This is a genomic window from Methylobacterium sp. ap11 (assembly GCF_900110515.1).
Lineage (GTDB): Bacteria > Pseudomonadota > Alphaproteobacteria > Rhizobiales > Beijerinckiaceae > Methylobacterium > Methylobacterium ajmalii.
This window is the reverse complement of sequence record NZ_FOEB01000008.1, coordinates 1-22,780: the sequence shown is the minus strand read 5'-3', so window position 1 is coordinate 22,780 and position 22,780 is coordinate 1. Positions and strand designations below refer to the sequence as shown.

Annotated in this window: 23 protein-coding genes and 3 pseudogenes; 16 read left to right on the top strand and 10 right to left on the bottom strand. The window is 68.9% G+C overall.

The window, feature by feature from the left end:
* Window positions 1-30: 30 nt before the first annotated feature.
* The 6 genes from BMX97_RS13480 (at window position 31) to BMX97_RS13455 (ending at window position 5,787) form a co-directional block, all read left to right on the top strand.
* Window positions 31-804: an enoyl-CoA hydratase gene (locus BMX97_RS13480; RefSeq protein ID WP_060846431.1), complete on the top strand. Its 774-nt coding sequence runs from the start codon at window positions 31-33 to the stop codon at window positions 802-804.
* Window positions 804-1,760 (top strand): threo-3-hydroxy-L-aspartate ammonia-lyase, encoded by a 957-nt coding sequence (locus BMX97_RS13475; protein WP_091750755.1) that lies wholly within the window; start codon window positions 804-806, stop codon window positions 1,758-1,760. Before BMX97_RS13480 ends, BMX97_RS13475 begins: the two co-directional genes overlap by 1 nt.
* A gap of 10 nt (window positions 1,761-1,770) precedes the next feature.
* Window positions 1,771-2,292, top strand: a complete 522-nt coding sequence (locus BMX97_RS13470; protein WP_091750752.1) for a prolyl-tRNA synthetase associated domain-containing protein — start codon at window positions 1,771-1,773, stop codon at window positions 2,290-2,292.
* A 232-nt stretch (window positions 2,293-2,524) separates the two neighbouring features.
* On the top strand, window positions 2,525-3,178 hold the full coding sequence (locus BMX97_RS13465) for an ABC transporter ATP-binding protein (protein ID WP_091750749.1): 654 nt from the start codon (window positions 2,525-2,527) through the stop codon (window positions 3,176-3,178).
* A 76-nt stretch (window positions 3,179-3,254) separates the two neighbouring features.
* Window positions 3,255-4,496, top strand: coding sequence for a KpsE/RkpR family capsule polysaccharide export protein (locus BMX97_RS13460; protein ID WP_091750747.1), 1,242 nt, complete (start codon window positions 3,255-3,257; stop codon window positions 4,494-4,496).
* A gap of 64 nt (window positions 4,497-4,560) precedes the next feature.
* Window positions 4,561-5,787 carry an MFS transporter gene (locus BMX97_RS13455; protein WP_091750744.1) on the top strand — a complete coding sequence of 409 codons (1,227 nt, stop codon included), beginning with the start codon at window positions 4,561-4,563 and terminating at the stop codon, window positions 5,785-5,787.
* A gap of 133 nt (window positions 5,788-5,920) precedes the next feature.
* On the opposite strand, the gene BMX97_RS13450 is transcribed toward BMX97_RS13455, so the two are convergent.
* Window positions 5,921-6,421 (bottom strand): hypothetical protein, encoded by a 501-nt coding sequence (locus BMX97_RS13450; protein ID WP_091750741.1) that lies wholly within the window; start codon window positions 6,419-6,421, stop codon window positions 5,921-5,923.
* Window positions 6,422-6,523: 102 nt separating this feature from the next.
* Window positions 6,524-7,945: a TAXI family TRAP transporter solute-binding subunit gene (locus BMX97_RS13445; protein WP_091750738.1), complete on the bottom strand. Its 1,422-nt coding sequence runs from the start codon at window positions 7,943-7,945 to the stop codon at window positions 6,524-6,526.
* Between BMX97_RS13445 and BMX97_RS13440 the strand changes: the two genes are divergently transcribed.
* Window positions 7,928-8,563, top strand: coding sequence for a regulatory protein RecX (locus tag BMX97_RS13440; RefSeq protein WP_348273123.1), 636 nt, complete (start codon window positions 7,928-7,930; stop codon window positions 8,561-8,563). The genes BMX97_RS13445 and BMX97_RS13440 overlap by 18 nt on opposite strands.
* A 92-nt stretch (window positions 8,564-8,655) precedes the next feature.
* Window positions 8,656-9,081 (top strand): OsmC family protein, encoded by a 426-nt coding sequence (locus BMX97_RS13435; RefSeq protein ID WP_091750735.1) that lies wholly within the window; start codon window positions 8,656-8,658, stop codon window positions 9,079-9,081.
* 123 nt (window positions 9,082-9,204) lie between these two features.
* On the opposite strand, the gene BMX97_RS13430 is transcribed toward BMX97_RS13435, so the two are convergent.
* The gene (locus tag BMX97_RS13430; protein WP_060846440.1) at window positions 9,205-10,206 is read right to left on the bottom strand and encodes a 2-hydroxyacid dehydrogenase; all 1,002 of its coding nucleotides are present in this window, start codon (window positions 10,204-10,206) and stop codon (window positions 9,205-9,207) included.
* 345 nt (window positions 10,207-10,551) lie between these two features.
* Here BMX97_RS13430 and BMX97_RS13425 point away from each other — a divergent pair, with 345 nt between their 5' ends.
* Window positions 10,552-11,091, top strand: a complete 540-nt coding sequence (locus BMX97_RS13425; RefSeq protein WP_244538436.1) for an SH3 domain-containing protein — start codon at window positions 10,552-10,554, stop codon at window positions 11,089-11,091.
* A gap of 84 nt (window positions 11,092-11,175) precedes the next feature.
* Here BMX97_RS13425 and irrA read toward each other — a convergent pair whose 3' ends face one another.
* Window positions 11,176-11,676 (bottom strand): iron response transcriptional regulator IrrA, encoded by a 501-nt coding sequence (gene irrA, locus BMX97_RS13420; RefSeq protein WP_048430708.1) that lies wholly within the window; start codon window positions 11,674-11,676, stop codon window positions 11,176-11,178.
* 236 nt (window positions 11,677-11,912) lie between these two features.
* On the opposite strand from irrA, the gene fabA reads away from it, so the two are divergent.
* The 3 genes from fabA (at window position 11,913) to fabI (ending at window position 14,920) form a co-directional block, all read left to right on the top strand.
* Window positions 11,913-12,464: a 3-hydroxyacyl-[acyl-carrier-protein] dehydratase FabA gene (gene fabA / locus BMX97_RS13415; RefSeq protein ID WP_091750732.1), complete on the top strand. Its 552-nt coding sequence runs from the start codon at window positions 11,913-11,915 to the stop codon at window positions 12,462-12,464.
* 235 nt (window positions 12,465-12,699) lie between these two features.
* On the top strand, window positions 12,700-13,926 hold the full coding sequence (gene fabB / locus BMX97_RS13410) for a beta-ketoacyl-ACP synthase I (protein WP_091750729.1): 1,227 nt from the start codon (window positions 12,700-12,702) through the stop codon (window positions 13,924-13,926).
* 166 nt (window positions 13,927-14,092) lie between these two features.
* Window positions 14,093-14,920: an enoyl-ACP reductase FabI gene (gene fabI / locus BMX97_RS13405; protein WP_091750725.1), complete on the top strand. Its 828-nt coding sequence runs from the start codon at window positions 14,093-14,095 to the stop codon at window positions 14,918-14,920.
* A gap of 101 nt (window positions 14,921-15,021) precedes the next feature.
* Here the strand turns inward: fabI and BMX97_RS13400 are convergent.
* Window positions 15,022-16,008, bottom strand: a pseudogene (locus tag BMX97_RS13400) (IS481 family transposase); the annotation flags it as partial.
* A 278-nt stretch (window positions 16,009-16,286) separates the two neighbouring features.
* Window positions 16,287-16,631, bottom strand: coding sequence for a hypothetical protein (locus tag BMX97_RS32050; protein ID WP_143074615.1), 345 nt, complete (start codon window positions 16,629-16,631; stop codon window positions 16,287-16,289).
* Between the two features lie 343 nt (window positions 16,632-16,974).
* Here BMX97_RS32050 and BMX97_RS13395 point away from each other — a divergent pair, with 343 nt between their 5' ends.
* Together BMX97_RS13395 and BMX97_RS13390 are read left to right on the top strand one after the other, a co-directional pair.
* On the top strand, window positions 16,975-17,793 hold the full coding sequence (locus tag BMX97_RS13395) for a transglutaminase-like domain-containing protein (RefSeq protein ID WP_091750722.1): 819 nt from the start codon (window positions 16,975-16,977) through the stop codon (window positions 17,791-17,793).
* A gap of 155 nt (window positions 17,794-17,948) precedes the next feature.
* Window positions 17,949-18,197 (top strand): hypothetical protein, encoded by a 249-nt coding sequence (locus tag BMX97_RS13390; protein ID WP_091750719.1) that lies wholly within the window; start codon window positions 17,949-17,951, stop codon window positions 18,195-18,197.
* A gap of 629 nt (window positions 18,198-18,826) precedes the next feature.
* Here BMX97_RS13390 and BMX97_RS13380 read toward each other — a convergent pair.
* Window positions 18,827-19,387, bottom strand: a complete 561-nt coding sequence (locus tag BMX97_RS13380) for a TetR/AcrR family transcriptional regulator (RefSeq protein WP_091750716.1) — start codon at window positions 19,385-19,387, stop codon at window positions 18,827-18,829.
* A gap of 111 nt (window positions 19,388-19,498) precedes the next feature.
* On the opposite strand from BMX97_RS13380, the gene BMX97_RS13375 reads away from it, so the two are divergent.
* Window positions 19,499-20,197, top strand: coding sequence for a glutathione S-transferase family protein (locus tag BMX97_RS13375; RefSeq protein ID WP_091750713.1), 699 nt, complete (start codon window positions 19,499-19,501; stop codon window positions 20,195-20,197).
* Between the two features lie 429 nt (window positions 20,198-20,626).
* Here the strand turns inward: BMX97_RS13375 and BMX97_RS33675 are convergent.
* A pseudogene (locus tag BMX97_RS33675) lies at window positions 20,627-20,811 on the bottom strand (hypothetical protein); the annotation flags it as partial.
* Window positions 20,812-20,956: 145 nt separating this feature from the next.
* Window positions 20,957-21,250, bottom strand: coding sequence for a hypothetical protein (locus BMX97_RS13370; protein ID WP_091750710.1), 294 nt, complete (start codon window positions 21,248-21,250; stop codon window positions 20,957-20,959).
* A gap of 526 nt (window positions 21,251-21,776) precedes the next feature.
* Between BMX97_RS13370 and BMX97_RS33315 the strand changes: the two genes are divergently transcribed.
* The gene (locus tag BMX97_RS33315) at window positions 21,777-22,136 is read left to right on the top strand and encodes a transposase (RefSeq protein ID WP_348273122.1); all 360 of its coding nucleotides are present in this window, start codon (window positions 21,777-21,779) and stop codon (window positions 22,134-22,136) included.
* 180 nt (window positions 22,137-22,316) lie between these two features.
* Here BMX97_RS33315 and BMX97_RS13355 read toward each other — a convergent pair.
* Window positions 22,317-22,780 (bottom strand): annotated as a pseudogene (locus BMX97_RS13355) (hypothetical protein); the annotation flags it as partial.

Here is a 22,780-nt window from a genome sequence, read left to right as displayed (position 1 = left end):
CAAGCGGGAGAGGGAAGCGGGAGGAACGCCGTGGACTACGAGAACATCCGGGTCGAGACGCGCGGGCGCGTGGCGCTCGTCACCCTTCACCGTCCGGCGGCGCTGAACGCGCTGTGCAACGCGCTGATCGCCGAGCTGAACCACGCGCTGGACGGCTACGAGGCCGACGCGGGAATCGGCTGCATCGTCATCACCGGCTCCGAGAAGGCCTTTGCCGCCGGCGCCGACATCCGCGAGATGCAGGACCGCACCCATCCCGAATTCTACATGGCCGACCCGTTCGGCGAGTGGGACAAGGTCGGCCGGCGCCGCAAGCCGATCATCGCCGCGGTGGCGGGCTACGCGCTCGGCGGCGGCTGCGAGCTGGCGCTGATGTGCGACTTCATCCTGGCCGCCGACACCGCGAAGTTCGGCCAGCCCGAGATCAAGCTCGGGGTGATCCCCGGCGCCGGCGGCACCCAGCGCCTGACCCGCGCGGTCGGCAAGGCCAAGGCGATGGAGCTCTGCCTCACCGGCCGGATGATGGACGCGGCGGAGGCCGAGCGCTCCGGCCTCGTCGCCCGGGTCGTCCCGGCGGCCGACCTCCTCGCCGAGGCGATGAAGGCCGCCGAGACCATCGCGTCGATGTCGCTGCCCGCCGTGATGGTGGCCAAGGAGAGCGTCGACCGCGCCTTCGAGACCACGCTGACCGAGGGCATCCGCTACGAGCGCCGGGTGTTCTACGGGCTCTTTGCCACCCACGACCAGAAGGAAGGCATGTCGGCCTTCGTCGAGAAGCGCAAACCCAACTTCGAGAACCGCTGATGAGCCTCGCCTACGCCGACGTCGAGGCCGCCGCGGAGCGCATCCGCGGCATCGCCCACCGCACGCCCGTGCTCACCTCCCGCACCGCGGATGCGCGGACCGGCGCCACCCTGTTTTTCAAGGCCGAGCCGCTGCAGCGGGCCGGCGCGTTCAAGTTCCGGGGCGCCTGCAACGCCATCGCGGCGCTCTCGCCCGAGCAGCGGAAGCGCGGCGTGCTGGCCTTCTCGTCCGGCAACCACGCCCAGGCGATCGCCTATGCCGGCGCGCTGCAGGGCGTGCCGACCGTCATCGTGATGCCGCACGACGCGCCCGCCATCAAGGTCGCGGCGACCCGCGGCTACGGCGCCGAGATCGTCGTGTACGACCGCTACAAGGAGGACCGCGAGGCGGTGAGCCGGCGGCTCGCCGAGGCGCGCGGCCTGTCGGTGATCCCGCCCTACGACCATCCGGACGTGATCGCCGGCCAGGGCACCGCCGTGAAGGAGCTGATCGAGGAGGTCGGCCCCCTCGACGTCTTGCTCGTCTGCCTCGGCGGCGGCGGCCTGCTCGCCGGCTCGTCCCTCGCGGCCCGGGCCCTGTCGCCGGAGGTCGAGATCTGGGGCGTCGAGCCCGAGGCCGGCAACGACGGCCAGCAATCGCTCGCCAAGGGCGAGGTGGTGCGTATCCCGGTCCCGGTCTCGATCGCCGACGGGGCGCTGACCACGCATCTGGGCCAGCACACCTTCCCGATCATCCGGCGCGAGGCCGCCGGCATCGTGACGGCGACCGACGCCCAGCTCGTCTCCGCCATGCGGTTCTTCGTCGAGCGGATGAAGCTCGTCGTCGAGCCGACCGGCTGCCTCGCCGCGGCAGCGGCCTTCGAGGGCGCGGTGGCGGTTCAGGGCAAGCGCGTCGGCGTGATCCTGTCGGGCGGCAACGTCGACCCGGCGGCGCTCGGCCGCCACCTCGCCGCGTGAGACCCGCGCGATGAACCCCGCGACGCCCGAGGCACTTTTCGCCCTCCTCGACGGCCTTGGGATCGCTCACGCCACCGTGGTGCACGCACCCGTGCATACGGTGGCGGAGTCCCGCGACCTCAAGGCTGGGATGCCGGGCGGTCATTCGAAGAACCTCTTCCTGAAGGACAAGCGCGGGAGGCTTTTCCTCGTCGTGGCGGAGGCCGAGGCGCGGATCGACCTCAAGCGCCTCCACGGACCGCTCGGCGCCACCGGGCGGCTCTCCTTCGGCTCGCCCGAGTTGCTCTACGAGCGCCTCGGCGTCCGGCCGGGCTCGGTGACGCCGTTCGGGCTCGTCAACGACCGCGACGGCACCGTCGCGGTCGTCCTCGATGCCGGGCTGATGGCGCACGACCCGGTCAACTTCCATCCGCTCCACAACGGCGCCACCACGGCGGTGTCGCCGGGCGACCTGATTCGCTTCCTGGAGGCGATCGCGCACCCGCCCCGGGTGATGGCCTTGCCGGAGCCGCCCGGGGACGAGGTGGAGTAGCCGCGAGGGGTGAGCCGGTGCGTCCGGCGCTCGATCCCGCGGCGCCGGTGCGACCGGGACGTTCCTTCTCAGATTCGCCGCTTTTTCCGCCTAGGTCCCGACGCTGCCGGCCGATGCGGCCTGCCTCGTTAACCGTGCGGATGCCGGCGCGGCGCATGATCGGACAGGCCCAAGGCCGTCCGGCCCCTGCCCGGACGGCGACCGCCAGCCCTTCGAGCGTGCCTTCCCGCCGATGATCCGCCTCGACAACGTCACCAAGATCTACAAGACGGACGGGTACCGCCGCGTCATCCTCGACCAGGCGTCGCTGACGCTGAAGCCGGGCGTGAGCTACGGCATCCTCGGCATCAACGGCGCCGGCAAGTCGACCACGCTGCGGCTGCTGGCCGGCTGCGAGCTGCCGACCCGGGGACGGGTGATCCGCACCACCCGGATCTCCTGGCCCCTCGGCTTCGCGGGCGGCTTCCACCCGTTCATGACCGGGCGCGAGAACGTGATCTTCGTCGCGCGCATCCACGGCGAGGATCCGCGCCGGGTGCTGGCCTTCGTCGAGGACTTCGCCGAGCTCGGCGACTACATCAACGTGCCGATCCGCAACTATTCCTCGGGCATGGGCGCGCGGCTGGCCTTCGGCATGAGCATGGCGATTCCATTCGACTGCTACATCGTCGACGAGATCACCGGCGTCGGCGACGCGCGCTTCGCCAAGCGCTGCGAGGAGGTGTGGAGCCAGCGGCGGGCGAATGCCGACATCATCATGTGCTCGCACTCGATGGATACGATCCGGGACTACGCCCAGCAGGGGATCGTGCTGGCGAACGGCCGCGCCGTGATCTATCCCGACGTCAACGACGCGATCGAGGTCTACCAGCGCCTCAACCAGTGAGCGATCCACGACCCGCTCTTCCTGCCGGCCGGCGCGCCCCGCGCCCCGGCCACGCCCGCAGCCGGAACACCTGTCCATGACGATCGACGCCCGCAACCCGGAAGGCAAGGCGCTCAGCCCCGCCGACCGCTCCCGGATGATCGGCGAGGCCCTGCGGCAGGCGGCCCGGGTGTCGCGCTTCTCGAACCCGAACAAGACCACGATCCGCACGATCCGCGCGCACCGGCGCCGGGACATCGTGACCCCGCTCCTGTTCCTGTTCCTGTTCGTGCTCCCATCGGTCGGCAGCGCGGTGTTCTTCGGCCTCTACCTGTCGGACCGCTACGTCACCGACGCCCGCTTCGCCCTGCGCCCGGCGATCGGCGGGGCCGAGAAGGCGGCGCCCGATGCGGTCGGTACCTCGTCGAGCGTCCCGGCCCAGATGATCGCCCAGGACTCGATGATCGTCGGCGAGTACATCAAGAGCCGGACGATGATAGAGACCCTCGAACGCAGCCTGCCGCTGCGACAGATGTTCTCCCGCAGCGACATCGATGCCTATTCCCGATTCGATCCCGAGAAGCCGATCGAGAAGCTCGTCAAGTACTGGGCCGACCGGGTCAAGGTTACCATCGAGACGTCCGGCCTGATCGGGGTTTCGATCAACGCCTTCGACCCGGACGATTCCCTGACGTTGAGCAGGGCCGTGCTCGCCGAGAGCGAGCGGCTGGTGAACCAGCTCACCGTGCGGGCCCGCAACGACGCCCTGGCGGAGAGCGAGCGCGAGATGAAGCGCGCCGAGGAGCGGCTGACCAAGCTGCACCTCGCCGTGCGCGACCTGCGCAACCGCGACGGCGTGCTCGACGCCCAGAAATCCAACGACACGAACCTGAAGATGATCGCCGAGATCCGCTCGCAGCGGATCGGCCTCGCGGTCAAGCTCAGCCTGCTCCAGCGCGACCTGCGCGACGACAGCCGCAGCATCCAGGACCTGAAGGCGCAGATCGCCCAGCTCGACGACACCATCGCGCGCATCGAGCGCGAGGCGGCCAACCAGGATCCGGACCAGCGCCGGGTGCTCTCGGCGACGCTGACCCGGTTCGAGGAGCTCGACGCCGAGCGCAAGACCGCCGAGAAGTACTATTCGGCCACCATCGCGTCGCGGGAGCGCTCGCGGATGATCGCCGACCGGCAGATCGAGTTCTTCAGCATGATCGTCGAGCCGGTGCGGGCCGAATCGGCCCAGCAGCCGCGCCGCACGCTCTTCATCGCGATCTCGGTCGCCGTGTCGGCCCTGGCCTTCGGTCTCTCGATCCTGACCCGCAAGCTCCTGGCCTGATCGCCCGTCGCGACGGGCCCTCCTCCTCAATCCCGCCGCCCGATCCGGCGGGCACGGACCGACCATGCTCTCCCCCGCCCCGTCCGGCTGGACGCTCTTCCGCAATCGCGACTTCCGGCTCTTCGGCGGCGCCCGCTTCCTCACCGGCCTGGCCTACCAGATGCAGGCGGTGGCGGTGGGCTGGTTCGTCTACGACCTGACCCGCAGCGCGCTGGCGCTGGGCTTCGTCGGCCTCGCGAGCTTCGCCCCGGCGATGCTGGGCGCCCTGGTCACCGGCCACGTCGCCGACACCTACGACCGGCGCCGGGTGGCGGCGCTCTCCTACGGGCTCCTGGCGCTCGCCGGCCTCGGCCTGATGGCGCTCGCCGCCTCCCATGCGGCGCCGGTCTGGCCGATCTACGCCCTGATGATCCTCGTCGGCACCGCCCGCGCCTTCGCCAACCCGGCGAGCCAGGCCCTGCTGCCGACCCTGGTCCCGCGCGAGCAGTTCGGCAGCGCCATCGCGCTCAACTCGTCGCTGTGGCAGAGCGCGTCGGTGACCGGCCCGGCCTTCGGCGGCCTGCTCTACGCGCTCGGGCCCGCGGTGGTGTTCGGGCTCGCCGCCGCCTGCTTCGCCCTCGCCGCCGTCAGCATCATCGGCATCCGGCCGCGGCCGGCCGCCGTCGCCACCCGGCCGGCGGTCACCTGGGGCACGCTGCTCGCGGGCCTCACCTATATCCGCTCGCAGCCGGTGGTGTTGGGGGCCATCACCCTCGACCTCGTGGCGGTGCTGCTCGGCGGCGCCACCGCGCTGCTGCCGATCTTCGCCCAGGAGGTGCTGTTCGTCGGGCCCCTCGGCCTCGGGCTCCTGCGCAGCATGCCGGCGCTCGGCTCGGTCCTGACGGCGATCGTCCTCGCCCACCGGCCGCTGACCCGCGGCGTCGGCCCGCGGCTCCTGATCGCCGTCGGGGTGTTCGGCCTCGCCACGGTCGGCTTCGGCCTCTCGACCTCGCTGCCGCTGTCGATGGCCTGCCTGTTCGTCACGGGGGCGGCCGACATGGTCAGCGTCTACGTGCGTCAGAGCCTGGTCCAGGGCGAGACCCCGGACGCGATGCGCGGCCGGGTCGCGGCGGTCAACACCGTGTTCATCGGCGCCTCGAACGAGCTCGGCGAGTTCGAATCCGGCACGCTCGCCGCCTTCGTCGGCGCGGTGCCGGCGGTGGTGATCGGCGGCGTCGCGACGGTGGCGGTGGCGGCCCTGTGGGGCCGGCTGTTTCCGGCCCTGAGGCGGCGGGACCACCTGATCACCTGACGATCCGGGCCGGGATGTGCGCCGATCCATCTCCCTTGGCCGTCCGGAACGCGCGCATCGGCTGAGCCGAGATCCCCGCGTCGAGGCTCGTCGCAGACGGTGGCGACACGGGCGGTTCGTGGCACGGCCAGCATCAATCGCGATGGGACAGGTTGAGGCTTGTGCTGGCCCCGACCCGGGTGAACGCGATTTCTCGGCCGCCGCGTCGCCAAAAGGCGCTTACGACGTCATCCTGCCCGTCGAGCGTGTCGGGTGCGCCGAAGCGGCCGCGCAACTCCTCCAGCAGGCCGGGACGGTCGGTGGCGAGGGTACAGGCCGTGTGAGCGTTCGGTCCGGAGGCCACCCAGAACGACAGCAGCCCATCGCCGTCGCGTGGGCCCCGACGCCAGCCGGCGACCCGTACGGTGCCGCCGTTATGCCGCTCGAAGCCGGTGCGCCAGGCTCGATCCTCGGGTGCGACGGGCCAGCCGAGCTGGCCGCCCCGGATCGTCGCCTCGTCCAGGGTGCGCGCCTCGCAGACGTCGAGGATCGCGGCGAACTTGGGTCCCGCCTCGGCCGCCCGCGCGCTCGTCACGGCGAACGCAGCGGCGGCGACGAGGACGGCCTGGAAGATGGGCGTCGGATCGCGAATCATGGAAACCTCCGGCCGAGCGGGCTATGACGGTCGTGAGCCGTCGAGGCGCCGTCACGTTACGCCGCCGATCGTTCGCCCTCCAGACCCGGCACCTCTTCGGCGTCAGGCACCGCTCGCTGGGTGCAGCGACAGCACCCGCCCGGCCCGCTCCCGCACAGGCGCCCCGTCCCGGCGGCAATCGGCCACCGCGGCGCGGGCGGCATCCACCGCGAGGATCAGCGCGCTCATCGTGCGGATGTCGGTGGAATGCTCGCGGGCGTGGCGCACCACGTCGACGACGAGGCCGTCGATCTCCGCCGCCAGGGCCTCGAGGGCCGCCGGGTCCTGCGTGCCCCGCGCCTCGATCAGGATGGCGAGCAGCCGGTCGAGGACGGCGTCGATGCGGGCGCGCTGCTCGCGGGCGAGGCGCTGGCCGAGCCAGGCCACCGCCGAGCCGAGGCCGCCGCCGAAGAACGCCACCAGGTACACCCAGTCCTCGTAGCGCTGGAGAAAGGTCTGCTGCTCGCGCTCGTAGTAGTCGACCGCACCGGGATGGATCGGCAGGCGGGCGCTCGTCGCCTCGGCGGCGCTGTCGAAGTCCGGCGCCTTCATCAGGTTGGCGGTCGGCACCATCGCGGCGAGCCGCGAGCGCAGCTCGAACAGGTGCTGGGTCACGCTTGCGGCGGTATCGCGGGCGAGCGACGAACGGGCCATCAGCCGATAGGAGGCGCCGACCGTCTTCACCTCGTCGTCCGGGCGCTTGGGGCGGCCCCCGAAGGTGCCGGCCGCGATGGTGACGGCCTGCAACTCGGGCAGGCGCTGGACGATGGCCTCGCCGTCGGGGATCGCCACGATGGTCGCGCCGCGGCCGGGCGCGGCCGCCTCGACCGCTTGCACCACCCGGGCGGCGGATTTCGCCGAGGGCGCGGCGATCACCGCGGCGGCATCGATCCGGTGTTCGGCCAAGGCCGCGGCGACCTCCGAGGCGTGCAGGGGGACGAGGGCGACGCTGCCGGCGGCGGCGGGCAGCGCGCCGCCGGGATCGGCGGGGGCCGGCGCGGCGCCGGCCGGCGTCGGCGTCAGGGCGTAGTAGGCGAGCAGGCTCGCGACCAGGGGCTGGTCGGCGCCGTGATGGGCGACGAGGCCGAGGCGCTTGCCGGCGAGGTCCGAGAAGGCCTGGATGCCCGAATCGGGCGGGGCCGCGATGATCAGGGCCTCGTCGTGCAGCACCGCCAGAGTCAGGCCGTTCTCGGGCAGGCGCACGTCGGGGCGCACCACCGCGAGATCGGCCCGGCCGCTCTGGAGCGCCGCGGCGCTGTCGCGCACGTCGTCGTACGGGACGACCTCGAGGCGTATATCCTCCCGGGCGCGGGCGAGCGCGTCGGCATAGGCCTGGATCAGGTGGGTCTCGACCCGGTCGCGGGGGCCGACGGCGACCCGCAGGGTCGTCGGCCGCGACAGGTACAGGACCGCGCCGGCCACCGCCCCGAGGGCGAGGGCGATCAAGAGGAAGAAGGATTCACGCTTGTGGAGAAACGCCGGCATCACCCCTCGCACGGGCCCGGGGCGGACGCCTCCGCCGGGACGGAGGCGATCCGGGACGGCGCCGATCAACCCGCCCGCGATGGCGCTTTGAGGGCGGCGCGGCCGATCACCCCGGCCTACCTCGAGCGGGCCGCGCTCTACTACCTCGAACGCTACGGCGCCTCGGCCGAGATGCTGCGCCGGGTGCTCCGGCGCCGGGTCGAGACCCGCTGCCGCCTGCGCGGCGAGGCGCCGGACGACTTTTCCGAGATGGTCGAGACGGTGGTGGCCCGGGCGCTCGGGGCCGGCCTCGTCGACGACGCCGCCTTCGCGGCCGCCAAGGTGCGCTCGTTGCGCCGCCGCGGCGGCTCGGCCCGGGCGATCGGCGCCAAGCTCGCCGCCAAGGGGGTGGATCGCGAGACGGTGGGCGCGGTGCTGGCCGGGCAGGAGGACGGCAGCGAGGACGAGGCCGCCCTCGCCTATGCCAAGCGCCGCCGCCTCGGCCCGTTCCGCCAGCCGGCCGCGCGGGCTAACGCCCGCGAGCGCGACCTCGCCGCGATGGCGCGGGCGGGCTTCGCTCTCACCTTGGCCCGCCGGGTGATCGACGCCGAGACGGAGGACGACCTGCGCGACGGATGAATCGGCGCGACGGGTGACCTGGCGGCGCCGTGACCTACCTGTGGCGTGAGCGCGCCGGGACGGACCCGCGCGAGGTCACGGGAGACGAAGCCATGAACCGCAAGGCGAACGCCGTTTGGCAGGGCAACGGCAAGGAGGGCAAGGGCCAGCTCACGACCCAGTCGGGCGTGCTGTCGAGCAACCCCTACGGCTTCAATACCCGCTTCGAGACCGAGCCGGGCACCAACCCGGAGGAGCTGATCGCCGCCGCCCATGCCGGCTGCTTCACCATGGCGCTGGCCTTCCAGCTCCAGGGCGCCGGCTTCACCGCCGACGAGCTGCGCACGGAAGCGGTGGTCAGCCTGGAGAAGGACGGCGAGGGCTTCACCATCACGGCCTCGGCCCTGACGCTGACGGCGAAGATCCCGGGCATCGACCAGCAGAAGTTCGACGAGCTCGCCGGCATCGCCGAGAAGAACTGCCCGGTCTCGAAGGTGCTGAACGCCAAGATCAGCCTGAACGCGACGCTGCAGGGCTGAGCGGACGAGGCGCCGGCCGAGCGCCGGCGCCATCATCGATGATCCACTCCTCGCTCACCCCGGGCCCGCGAGGCGGAACCCTGGGTGACGCGTGGGACTGTCGGAGGCCGGACGGCCCCCGCCTCACAGCATGCTGGGCAGGATCCGGTCCGGCGGCCGATGGCCGTCGAGGAAGGTCTTGATGTTGATGATGACCTTCTCGCCCATGTCGACGCGGCTCTCGTGGGTGGCCGAGCCCATATGGGGTAGGAGCACCACCTTGCCGGCCTTGGCGAGCTTGACGAGGCGCGGGCTCACCGCCGGCTCCTGCTCGAACACGTCGAGGCCGGCCCCCGCGATGTCGCCGACCTCGATCAGGCGGGCGAGCGCGGTCTCGTCGATCACCTCGCCGCGGGCGGTGTTGACCACCACCGCCTCGGGCTTGAGCAGCTTCAGGCGCCGGGCCGAGAGCAGGTGGTAGGTGGCCGGGGTGTGCGGGCAGTTGACCGACACGATGTCGACCCGCGCCAGCATCTGGTCGAGGGATTCCCAGTACGTCGCCTCGAGGTCGCTCTCGATCCGGGCGCCGACCCGGCGGCGGTTGTGGTAGTGGATCGACAGGCCGAAGGCCTTGGCGCGGCGGGCCAGCGCCTGGCCGATGCGGCCCATGCCGACGATGCCGAGGCGCTTGCCGGTGATGCGCCGGCCCAGCATCCAGGTCGGCGACCAGCCGCCCGACCAGGCGTCGTCCGGGATGATCCGGGCGCCCTCGGTGACCCGGCGGGCGACCGAGAGGATCAGCGCCATGGTCATGTCGGCGGTGTCCTCGGTCAGCACGCCCGGCGTGTTGGTGACCGTAATGCCGCGCTGGAGCGCGACGCCGACGTCGATATGGTCGACGCCGTTGCCGAAATTGGCGATCAGGCGCAGGTTCGGGCCGGCCTGCGCGAGCACCGAGGCGTCGATCTCGTCCGTGACCGTCGGCACCAGGACATCGGCCTCCTGCAGGGCCTGTGCCAGGGCGGCGCCTGTGAGCGGCGTGTCCTCGTGGTTGAGGCGGGCGTCGAACAGCTCGCGCATCCGCGTCTCCACGACGTCCGGCAGGCGCCGGGTGACCACCACGAGCGGCTTGCGCTTCAACGACATGATCCCTCCCTCGCCACCGGGCGGGCCCTCGGCCCGTCCGTGCGGTCCCGACACGCGTCACGGGCTCCCGCACCGCACGATAGGCGACGCGGCGGCCCGGCGAAAAGCCCCGCCTTGGTGCGGGCCACAGGCGTCGTTACGCCCCTTTAACCACGCCCCGGCGATACGGGCGGGTACGCACCCCTCGATCCGGGGCCCGGCGGCCTCTCTAGCAGAGGCCGACCGGAAGACAATCCGCGCCGCGGCCCCGCGCCGCCGGATGGGAGACCGATCGTGACGCTCCACCCGCGCCTTCTCGCCCTGGCGATCCCCGCCCTGCTGATGCTGGCGGTGCCCGCCGTCCTGATGCTGGCAGCGCCGTCCCACGCCGCGCCGCCGACCCCCGCGGTCAACCCCGCCCCCGGCGAGATCGGCGTCACCATCGGCCCGGCGACCAAGCTGCCGATCCCGCGCTACGTCAGCCTCAAGACCGACCGGGTGAACCTGCGCGAGGGCCCGTCGAAGGACCACCGCACCCTGTGGGTGTTCCAGCGCGCCGGCCTGCCGGTCGAGATCATCGCCGAGTACGAGACCTGGCGCCGGATCCGCGACTCGGAGGGCACGGAGGGCTGGGTGCTGCACTCGCTGCTGTCGGGCCGGCGCACCGCCGTGGTGCTCAACCGCGGCGACAAGGACAAGGGGGCACCGGTGCCGCTCTACGACCGGGCCGATACGGGCAGCGGCGTGGTGGCGCAGCTCCAGGCCGGGGTGATCGGCAGCGTGAAGACCTGCGACGGCAATTGGTGCCGCCTCATCGTGGCGCTGCCGCAGCGGCGCGGCGACGTCGACGGGTACATGCGCCAGGACCGGCTCTGGGGCGTCTACCCGAACGAGAAGGTGGACTGAGGCGGGCCCGGCTTCCGGACAGCAGAAGGGCCGCGCTCCTTGCGGAGGCGCGGCCCTTACATTCGGTCCGAATTCGGCTGTGGATCAGGCCCGGCCGGTGCGGCGGCGCAGGCGCACGATCACCTCGACGCCGGCAATCTCCATGCCCTCGGGGGCCTGGGGCAGCGAATCGACGGTGATGCCGCAATCCGGCATGTCGAGGACCTGGCCCTCCTCCTCGAGGAAGAAGTGGTGGTGCTCGCTCGGGTTGGTGTCGAAATAGGCCTTGGAGCCGTCGAGCGCGAGCTGACGCAGCAGGCCGGCCTCGGTGAACTGGTGCAGGGTGTTGTAGACGGTGGCGAGCGAGACCGGGACCTTCGCCCGCATCGCCTCGTCGTACAGCATTTCGGCGGTGAGGTGGCGGTCGCCCTTGCCGAACAGCAGCCAGCCGAGGGAGAGGCGCTGGCGGGTCGGGCGCAGGCCGGCGCGACGCAGACGGTCCCGAAGCTCCGACAGCGGGCAACCGCGGCGCTGCCCGGCAGCGCCGGTCTCGAGGGCCGGGACGCGGGCGCCGAGGACGGCGCGCAGGGGCGACAGGTCGTTCATCAGCGGGACTATCGACTCGTTGGACTGCGACAAGGACAACTGTCGTTATAGGCCCGCGCCTGTCCTGCCGCAACCCGACCGGGGCCGTCGCGGCGCAGATCAGAAGCGTTACAGACTAAGGCGGCGGCGCGGCTTTGAACAGTCCCGGGCGCTGTGTTAACGAAGCGCCACCCCGCCGCGGACCGGCCCATCGCCGGAGCGCCCGCGGCGTCCCGCACGAGGAATTCGCCCCGCACATGTCCGCCGACCAGACCTCCGCTCCCGACGCCCCGAGCCGGCCCTCGCACTTCTCCTACGAGGACCTGCTGGCCTGCGGCCGCGGCGAGATGTTCGGCGTCGGCAACGCCCAGCTGCCGCTGCCGCCGATGCTGATGTTCGACCGCATCACCTCGATCGGCCGCGAGGGCGGCGCCTACGGCAAGGGCCACGTCGTCGCCGAGCTCGACGTGCGTCCCGACCTCTGGTTCTTCCCCTGCCACTTCCAGGGCGACCCCGTGATGCCGGGCTGCCTCGGCCTCGACGCGCTGTGGCAGATGGTGGGCTTCCACCTCGGCTGGCTCGGCTCGCCGGGCCGCGGCCGCGCGCTCGGCGTCGGCGAGGTCAAGTTCAGCGACCAGGTGCTCCCGAGCGTCAAGAAGGTCGTCTACGGCGTCGACCTGAAGCGGGTGCGCCAAGGCCGCCTGGTGCTCGGCATCGCCGACGGCTGGCTCGAGGCCGACGGCCGCCGCATCTACGAGGCGAGCGACCTGCGCGTCGGCCTGTTCCAGACCGCGACGCCCGCCGCCTGAAACCGACGGCCCGACCCGCGACCGCGGGTCGAACCCGCCCGCCGATGCGGGTGCGAAGCGCTCGTTCTGGGCACGAGGTCCGCTCGTGCGGGCGCGAGCCGCCCGCCGGGAGCCTTTCCCCGAACGGGCGGTTGAGATTGGGACGCAGGGCGCCTAGGTGACACCCGCGTGGCGAGAGCGCCCGCGGGCGTTCACGGGCTTGTCCGTGACGCCGCTCCGGAGGGTTCCGACGATCATGAGGCGCGTGGCAATCACCGGGATGGGCATCGTCTCGTCCATCGGAAATTCCACCCAGGAGGTGCTGGCGTCGTTGCGCGAGGCGCGCTCGGGCATCTCGCGCGCCGAGGATTTTTCCGCGCACGGCTTCCGCAGCCAGGTTGCGGGCGCGCCGACCCTCAACGCCGAGGAGGTGGTGGACCGCCGCGCGATGCGCTTCCACGGTGGCGGCACCGCCTGGAACCACGTCGCGATGGAGCAGGCGATCCGCGACGCCGGCCTCGAGCAGGCCGAGGTCTCGCACGAGCGCACCGGCATCATCATGGGCTCGGGCGGTCCCTCGACCCGCGCGCTCGTCGAGGCCGCCGACATCGCCCGCGCCAAGGGGCCGAAGCGCGTCGGGCCGTTCGCGGTGCCCAAGGCCATGTCCTCGACGGCCTCGGCCACGCTCGCGACCTGGTTCAAGATCCGCGGCGTGAACTACTCGATCTCGTCGGCCTGCGCGACCTCGAACCACTGCATCGGCAACGCCGCCGAGATCATCCAGGCCGGCCGCCAGGACATCATCTTCGCGGGCGGCTGCGAGGAGCTGGACTGGACCCTCTCGGTCCTGTTCGACGCCATGGGGGCGATGTCCTCCAAGTACAACGACACCCCGGCCCGGGCCTCGCGCGCCTACGACAGGAACCGCGACGGCTTCGTCATCGCGGGCGGCGCCGGCGTGTTGGTGCTGGAGGAGCTGGAGCATGCCCGTGCCCGCGGCGCGCGCATCTACGGCGAGGTCGCGGGCTACGGCGCGACGTCCGACGGCCACGACATGGTGGCTCCCTCCGGCGAGGGCGCGGTGCGGTGCATGCGCCAGGCGATCGAGGGCCTGAAGGGCGCCCGGATCGACTACATCAACCCGCACGCCACCTCGACCCCGGTCGGCGACGATAAGGAGATCGAGGCGATCCGCGAGGTGTTCGGCGCGGGCGACGCCTGCCCGCCGATCGCCGCCACCAAGTCGCTCACCGGCCACTCGCTCGGCGCCACCGGCGTGCAGGAGGCGATCTACTCGCTGCTGATGATGAACAACGGCTTCATCTGCGAGAGCGCCCATATCGACGAGCTCGACCCGGCCTTCTCCGACATGCCGATCCTGCGCGCCCGCCAGGACGACGCGAAGCTCGGCCACGTGCTGAGCAACTCGTTCGGCTTCGGCGGCACCAACGCCACCCTGGTGCTCAAGCACGTCGACGCCTGACGCGGTTCCCTGTCCCCGACACGTGGACAGGAGCCGGCCGCCCGCGTAAACGCCCGATCCATCGACACGAGAGCATCGCGCGATCGCGCGATGCTCTCGTTTTTTGAGTTGCCGCATTTTCTCTCGACGATCCGTCGTCGGAATATGCCGGAGCGGAGGATCAGGCGTGACGGGTTTGATGGCAGGCAGACGCGGCCTCGTGATGGGCGTCGCGAACGACCACTCCATCGCCTGGGGCATCGCCCGGGCCCTGAGGGCCCAGGGTGCCGAACTGGCCTTCACCTACCAGGGCGAGGCTTTGGGGCGCCGCGTCGGGCCGCTCGCCCAGACCCTCGGCTCATCCCTGGTCCTCCCCTGCGACGTCGAGGATCTGGCGAGCGTCGATGCGGTCTTCACCGCCCTCGACGAGGCCTGGCCCGAGGGCTTCGACTTCATCGTCCACGCCATCGGCTTCTCCGACAAGGCGCAGCTCAAGGGCCGCTACGTCGACGCCACCACGCGGGAGAACTTTTCCCGCACGATGGTGATCTCCTGCTTCTCGTTCACGGAAGTGGCCCAGCGGGCGGCCAAGCGCATGCGGCCGGGCGGAAGCCTCCTGACGCTGACCTATGGCGGTTCGACCCGCGTCATGCCGAACTACAACGTGATGGGGCTGGCGAAGGCGGCGCTCGAGGCCTCGGTGCGCTACCTCGCGGCCGATCTCGGCCCCCAGGGCATCCGGGTCAACGCGCTCTCGGCCGGCCCCGTGCGGACGCTCGCAGGCGCCGGCATCGCCGACGCCCGGCTGATGTTCAACCACCAGGCCGCCCACGCCCCCCTGCGCCGCACCGCGACGCTGGAGGATATCGGCGGCTCGGGCCTCTACCTGTTGTCCCCGCTCTCGGGCAGCGTCACCGGCGAGACCCACTTCGTCGATTCGGGCTACAACATCATCTCGATGCCGCGCCCGGACGTGCTGAAGGCGCAGGACGCGGCGGGCGTGACCGATGCGTGAGACGGTCTGCGGCTGATCGAACCGGATCGGCTTCGAACCGCGGGCGGATTCCAGCGCCGAGGGTGGGCGTTGTCTGTCGCGTGAGCTGCGGATGCCTGGATGTTTGGTCCCGGAGTTTGGTGGTGTGGGTTCTGCGTGATCCTGGACGGATCGTCTGTCCAGGCTTTGCAGATGGCCTCGCAGGGCGTGAGGCCGCGTAAGGTCTTGAGACGACGTGCGATGTTATAGGCAGCGACAAAATCAGCGAGGTGCTGTCGAAGCTGATCGTGGCTATCATGATGGAAGCGCTTCACGGTCGCTTCCTTGATCGTCCGGTTCATCCGCTCGACCTGACCGTTCGTCCAGGGATGACGAGGCTTTGTCAAACGATGCTCGGTGTCGAGATCAGCACAAGCCGCTTCGAAGGCGTGACAACGAGACAAAATCTTCTCGGCCCGCATCGCTTTGACGTCGTCGGGCGTCCACCCATCGCCGGTCGGGTCGGTGAAGTGTGTGCCGTGGTCGGTGAGCACGATCTGGACCCTGTAGGGAACAGCACCGGCGAGAGCTTCGAGGGAGTCGCCAGCCACACGGCGGGTTGCCGTCTCATGCAGCTCGACGAAAGCGAACTTGGACGTCCGGTCGATGGCGACGAACAGGTAGCGCTTGCTTTCCTGTGTTCTGACTTCGGCAATGTCGATGTGGAAGTAGCCGATCGGGTAACGTTTGAGCTTGGAACGCTTGGGCTGCTCGTCATTCGTTTCAGTTGACCGCGAGATGCCGTGGCGCGGCAAGCAACGATGCAGTGACGAGCGCGTCAGATGCGGGATCGTCGTCTGCAGAGCGTAGAGGCAATCATCCAGCGGAAGGAGAGTGTGGCGTCGGAACGCCGCGATGACGGCTTCGTCCTGGTTCGACAGTATCGTTGATTTTGGTTAGTATGGCCCTGTCTTGCCGTCCTCGGTTGAGGTTCACTGCTTCCATTCGGCAACGGTCTTGGGATCGATGCCGTAGCGCGGGTCGAGATTTCTCAAGATGTCTTGACTATGCTGGATCGTTCGACGGATCGCCGCAGTCGTTGTGGCGCTGCCGTGGTGAACCTGGCCCACAGCGCATCCTTCCACTCGCGCGTGAAGAGTGCACCATCAAACCCCGGGATCAAACAACTAGCGAGCGCTCTAGAGCGCTTCACGATCGAGTTGCAATCGCGAAGCTTCTCTATGTCTTTGATTTTGACGCATTTTCTTCGACGAACCGGTTCCCACTTCGTCGGAAAATGCTCTAAATCGCCTCCGAAGCGCTTCGAGGTTATCGCCGGCCCCGAGCAGCCGGGTCTCCGTGCATGTCCCCCCGGCGGCGTGCATGACGACGGATCAAGATCTGCCATTCAGCGTCTTGGCGTTTTCGATCCGGCGCCGATGGCCCGTGTGCCTCCGGTCGGGTCGAATGGAACGATGGGGCCACCGCAGCCCGTGCAAATCGAGGCGCCGAGCTTATTCATGCGCTCGTCGCGCTTCCGATCGGCATCCCTTCTTCTTCTCGCGCCCTCTGCGATTTTCGTGGGATCCAATTTGACCTTGGACGCGACTCCATCGATGGATCGCTCGGTGGACTGCCCGGAACCGATCCCGGCACCTGCCGGGCGCGCCTCGACACTCGACCTTGCGCCGGAAAGAAAAATTGCGCAGATCATCGCAGTCGGAAACAGCACTGCATTCTTTTGCATGTTCATCGAGAGACCTCTCAAAAATTCACTCTATCATAAATTGAGATCATAGGGTGCCAGCCGGATTCCGACGCTGTCGCGGGTTTCAGCCCGTCTGGTCCACGACGTCGAAAGGTCCGCGACGAACGCGAATGTCGCCACGGAAGGTAGCGATCGGCCGCCGCGCTGTAGGCCCGGTTTCGCTTCGGTCATCGCGGTCCGGCGCGGCGACCGGAAAAGCTTCTGGTTCGTGCTGTACAGAATGCCCATTCGTGTCATGGATCGTTCGAGGGCAGCCACGTGAACCGGAGACGCGATCCGATCCGCGTTCAGGGAGCGCGCGACCCTGCCGTTCCCCTGGAGACACGCGATGCGCATCCATGTCGGCTGTGAAATGACCTACGACTTCGTGCAGGACACGCCGGTCGTCACGATGCTCAACGTCCACGCGTCGCGTTTCTCCGATCTCGAGCGACCGGACAATGTGTTGACGGTACCGGCTGTGCCCCTCGAAGGGTATCGGGACACATTCGGGAACTGGTGCAATCGGCTCGTCGCGCCGGCCGGGCGCTTCACGCTCCGGACCGACACGGTCGTGCGCGACCATGGCAACTGGGACATGACCGACACGGGCGCGCGGCAGGAAGAGGTGCGCAGCCTGCCCGTGGAGACGTTGCTCTATCTGCTCGGGAGCCGGTACTGCGAGACCGATCGCCTTTCGCAGACCGCCTGGGACCTGTTCGGGGCCATGACGCCGGGATGGGCGCGGGTGCAAGCGATCTGCGACTACGTGCACGATCGCATCACCTTCGGTTACGAGCATTCCCGTCCCACGCGCACGGCGCTCGAGGCCTTTGAGGAGCGTCGCGGCGTCTGTCGCGACTACGCCCACCTGGCGATCGCGTTCTGCCGCTGCCTCAACATCCCGGCTCGCTACTGCACCGGGTACGTTAGCGACATCGGTCTGCCTCTCCCGCATGCTCCAGGAGATTTCGCGGCGTGGATGGAGGTCTTTCTGGGCGGTCGCTGGCACACCTTCGATCCGCGCAACAACAGCCCGCGCATCGGCAGGATCCTGATCGCCTATGGGCGCGACGCTGCCGACGTGCCCCTGACGCTCACATTCGGGCCGAACACCCTCGTGAGCTTTCGGGTGACGACCGAGGAGGCATTGCCGCTCACGGCGTGAGATGATCCGGACCTCGCGATCGGCTCGTGGGGTCACGTGGGACACCCCTGGTCACGGGGACAGGCTGCAGGGCAGCGCTGCGTTTCGCCACCGGATCGATTCTCGGTCGTGGCGGGTTGACCCCGTGCCGCATCTGCCGCGGTGCGGAGCGAGACATGATCAACCTGTTTCTGTCCTCGATGATGCTCGCGATCGAAGCCCAGAAGGTCGTCGAACTGCGAATGGTCCGGCTGGCCTGGGGTGGCCAGGAGGGGTGGGCCGAGGCTCAATCCATGGTGACGGAGAAAGTCTCGGCAGCTGGCGAGGCGATGGTGACGCTCTCGTTCGGCGGGTCTCCCGACGCGGTGATCGCCCGCTATCGCGAGCATGTCGCGGCGAACACCAAGCGGCTTGCAGCGCCATGACCGCATCGGGAGTGACTGCATCGGGGGTCGCGCTGGATGCGCAGTGCCTGATCGAGACCGAACATCAACTCGCCTTGGCCGATCGTGCGTGGCGAGCCGAACTTCGGCGTCTCCACGGTCCAGATGGCGTCCTGCTGCATGGCTACGGGCCTCTCGGCATGGGTGAGCCGGGGACGCGGCAGCGCATGGCCTACGAAATCCGCCGGGCCGCCATCGCGGCATGGCGACGGGCGAGAACCCGCAGAATCTCCGCGATGTGATCGCCATACTATCTCGTGACCTCACGCCCCGCCGGCGTCGGTCGCCGTGTGAAGAGTGGAGCAAGGTTCCGTAGGAACCGGCAGGGCCGCCACCAGGCAGCCGTGCGCCCGCTCTCAGGGGGACGTGCGATTACCCGATCGGACTCCCCAAACCGCTGAGTATCGTACGGTGCGCCATGCGAACCTTACACGTCGCATGTCGCGTTCCCGGTTCCCACCGAGATGCCATCCGCGAACACCGACGAGCGTTGGAGGGCGGTGACGGTCGCGCTTTGCCAGGAAGAGGTTTCGCGTCGGCAGGCGCGGAACCGCGGATCTCGATCCGAAGCAGGCGCTCGCAACGTCCGCTCAGAGGGCATGTGACCTTGGTCACGGTATAAAGCCGCTCTCCCGGTAAGCCGAGACGACCTCGTCGTAGAAGGCGACTTCGCCCCGGCCGTGCGCGATCATCTGCGCGCCCGACACCGCAGCGAAGATGGCCTTCGCCCGCCGCCGGATGTCCTCCTGGGGATTATCAACCCCCGGAGCCAATACCCGTCCAATCCAGCGCTCGTTCATCTCGCCCCACCTGACGACCTCGGTACGAACCTCGTCAGGGACGTCGTTACGTTCCGCAGCCAGTATCCCGGCCAAACACATGCGATTGCCGTTCAGCAGCGTGTCTCGAAACACGTCGGTGTATCGCCGCATCGCGGTCGTGCTGTCCGTGGCATCATTCAGGATATCTTGAAGGTAGCGCTCGTAGCGATCGATATATCGCCTAACGATTGCCTCGCAAAGATTACCCTTTGTTGGAAAATAGTAGTGAATACTTGCGCTTTTGATCCCAACATCTTTGGCTAATTCGCGGAAGCTGAGGCCATTATAGCCGAGGTCCTGAACGGTAAGCCGCGCGGCCTCCATGATCCGGTCCCTGGTGTCGCCGCTCATCCCTGCCCCCCACTACCTGACGATAGATAGGCTTTGACAAGCGAGGTGTGAAGCCCGTACGAAGGCTCACCTACCTGACGACAGGTATATGACGATCGTGAGGATGACTCGATGACGGCTAAGCCCTACCTCTTCACCTCCCCCTCGGCGTTTCCGAACCCGCAGCGCGTGCGCCTCTTCCTGCACGAGAAGGGCATCGCCGATCAGCTCGAAGAACACATCTACGACATGGCTCCCGGCGGCGAGCAGCGGCAGTGGCGCCACCTCAAGATGAACCCGTGGGGCGAGACGCCGACCCTGCGCCTTGCGGATGGCAGCATTCTCTCCGAGACGACCGCCATCGTCCGCTATCTCGACCAGAGCTTCCCGGGCCGCCGCATCATGGGCGAGTCGCCGATGGAGCAGGGTCTCGACGCGATGTGGGACAACCGCATCTGGGTTCACATCCTCTACCGCATCACCACGATGTTCCACGTCCTACACCAGGGCCTCGGGCTGAAGCTCGAACTGACGCACAACCCGGCTTGGGGCGAGCATTGCCGCAAGGAGGCGCTGGCCCACGCGGGACTGGTGGATCGGCATCTGTCCGACGGCCGCTCCTGGATTCTCGGCGGAGACGCTCCGACCTTCTCGGACATCACCCTGGCGACGGCGGTGGCGTTCTCGAAGTTCCCCGTGAACGCGACCCCCCTGGACGAGCGGTTCGAGTACCTCGATGCCTTCTGGCAACGCTGGCAGGCGCGCCCGGCGTTCCAGGCAGCCTATTCTGATCGCAATAGCGGCGTGTCGGAGTTGGACGCCCGCAACTGACCCTGAGGCCTAATAAGGTGGTCACGTGGGCCGGCCCTATCGCGGATGCTACGGCGATCAGGGCCGATCTACGCTTATGAAAGAGGAATCCAAGCAGATTTCGCGAAAATGGCGTCGGCCTTCCGGCCCTGCGGTCCCTCGTGAAAGCGGTGCGGAGGTCTACGTGTGGCCGTATCCTGCTGCGCCCATGGAAAGCCGCTCCCAGCAGAGCTACTTCGTGTAAGCTGAAGTTGTCGCGCTGGGCTCGGGATGCCCCAGGACTGCCGGACCGACGCAGCGGCATGAGCTTCTGGCGCGTTCCCGAACGCGCGGCATAACGCCTTTCAAGCTTCAACGATATGTGCCCTCCCCCAGCCCAGGGCATGGGGCGAGCTGACCCCTGGGATGCCGCTCGCTGAGTGCACCCTCGGTAACCACGAGCGTTCGACGTCATGGTAGGAGCGCTACCCCGAGGGGCTTTGCTGCTGTTAACGCCCGCATTGATCGGCGCAGGAACTGATGGATGCTCTGGCCGGCCTGCCTCGTGCCAGCGACAGCGATGCCACCGCCAGTGACTGCCTGGTCATCAAGGCCTGCGAGTTCGCCGCCTCCTCGTTCACATCAGCGTTCGTGAGGATGACCAACCGGTGGATCGGCGCCAAGCCCAGACCGGCGTGCGACGTGCTCGCAGATAATTGCGCGCTGTTACTCCGTCCCCCACAGGGTCTTCCCGTGCCGTGGCTTGAGCCGGCGCGGGAAGGCCTCGTACCGGAGCCTCCCTCAATCCACGACCTTGAGGTCGTTTACATTCACGTCGCCATTCTGGGTGGTGAAGCTCGGTGCCCGACCGTTCGACTGGGAGACGCCGCTGATGCGGTGGTCGCCGCTATCGTAGGTAGCCAGCTTGCCGTCGGTCTCGACGAGGAGCCGCTGCTTATCGGGGAAGAACGCGTAGCGCATACCGTCCTGACCGCCACTGGTCGAAGGCTGGCCGAGTTCCTGCGGCCACCAGGGCTCCGAGCCCTTCATCGGCTCCATCGGCTTCATGGGTTCCATGGGCTTCATCGGTTCCATCGCGGTCGATCCTCTGGCGGAATGTCTGAAGCCGACGCTACGCTCGAAGCGCCGAAAGGTTTCCCAAAAAACTAGGATGACGAAGTCTGCCGTCGAGCCTATCGTTCGAGAACGTTGAGATAGGCGCCGGGATCGCTGCGGAAGCGGATGAGCTGGGTTCGGGTCTGGGATTGCCCCGGATCGGTGGTTCTTGCTCACTTTGCGTGGATGGCGGTGGATCGCCTCGGGCCGATGATGGTCTGATCTGTCCTCCCCATCGTGGGAGGCATGAACATTCCCTTCGCCATCCCCGAGTGCCGCGTTGCGCATCTCGTCGAACGACACGACGATCACCTCGTCGTCCCGGTGCGACTGGACGCAGCCAGCGGCCGATGCCCCGAGTGCGGGCAGGCGAGCCGGTCCGCCCATAGCCGCTACCACCGCCATCCCGCCGACCTGCCGCTGTCGGCATCGCAGACAAGGCTCCGCATCGAGGTGCGGCGGTTCTACTGCCTCACCCTCGGGGCTAAATGCGAGCGACGCCGCTGTGGTGAGACGCGTCGAGCAGGATGACACCGCACGGACGATCACGGGTCTGGCTGGCCGCTTCACGGCCCTGGTGCGCGCCGCCGGGAAGGGCAAGACCGTCACCAATGATCAGGATGCGGACGGCGCAGCGGACATCGCCGCCTGGATCACGCAGGCACGGACCTGCGACGCTCCCGCCATCGCGACGTTCGCCTCGGGATTGGAGGCGGACATCGCTGCCGTCCGGGCTGCTCTCATGGAGCCATGGAGTAGCGGCCAGGCGGAAGGCCAGGTCAACCGGCTCAAGCTCATCAAGCGCCAGTGCTACGGACGGGCAGGCCTCGATCTCCTGAAGCGCCGCATGGTTCTGGCCGCCTGACCTACGCAAAGTGAGCAAGAACCAGAAACGGGGTAATCCCATCCATCGGGTATCGAACCACGGGATCGCGGCCTTCTGCGGGATCGCCTTGCCGCTCTTGCCCTTGCCTCGTACCTGCAGCCGGATGTCGCGGTCGCCGACCGGCTTGCCCCGCCCCGCCCGATAGCCGAGCACATCCCCCTACGTCAGATTGTACATCTCCGTCGGCCTGAGCCCCGAGAACGCGCCGATTATCACGTAGGCGTGCAGCAGGGTACGATCCCGCCGCGTGTGGTCGTCCAGCCGCTTGATGCGCCAGCGCCGCTTGTCGCTGGCCTCTACGAGCGCACCGGTGCCGTCCATGATGGGGTCCGCCAGCCGGCCGAGGCTGATCTTCTGCAGGTGCGCGAACTCGTGCGGCTCGAAGCTAGGTCGCCGGTTGTCCGGCGTGCGCCGGGCCTTGATGGTGACCTCTGGTGGCGTCTTCAGGTAGCCCTGCCGCGAGGCCCAGCGTAGCAGCTGCCGCAGCAGCACCAGCTCGCCCTGGGATTGGGATTGCCCCGGATCGGTGGTTCTTGCTCGTTTTGCGTGGATGGCGGTGGATCGCCTCGGGCCGATGATGGTCTGATCCGTCCTCCCCATCGTGGGAGGCATGAACATTCCCT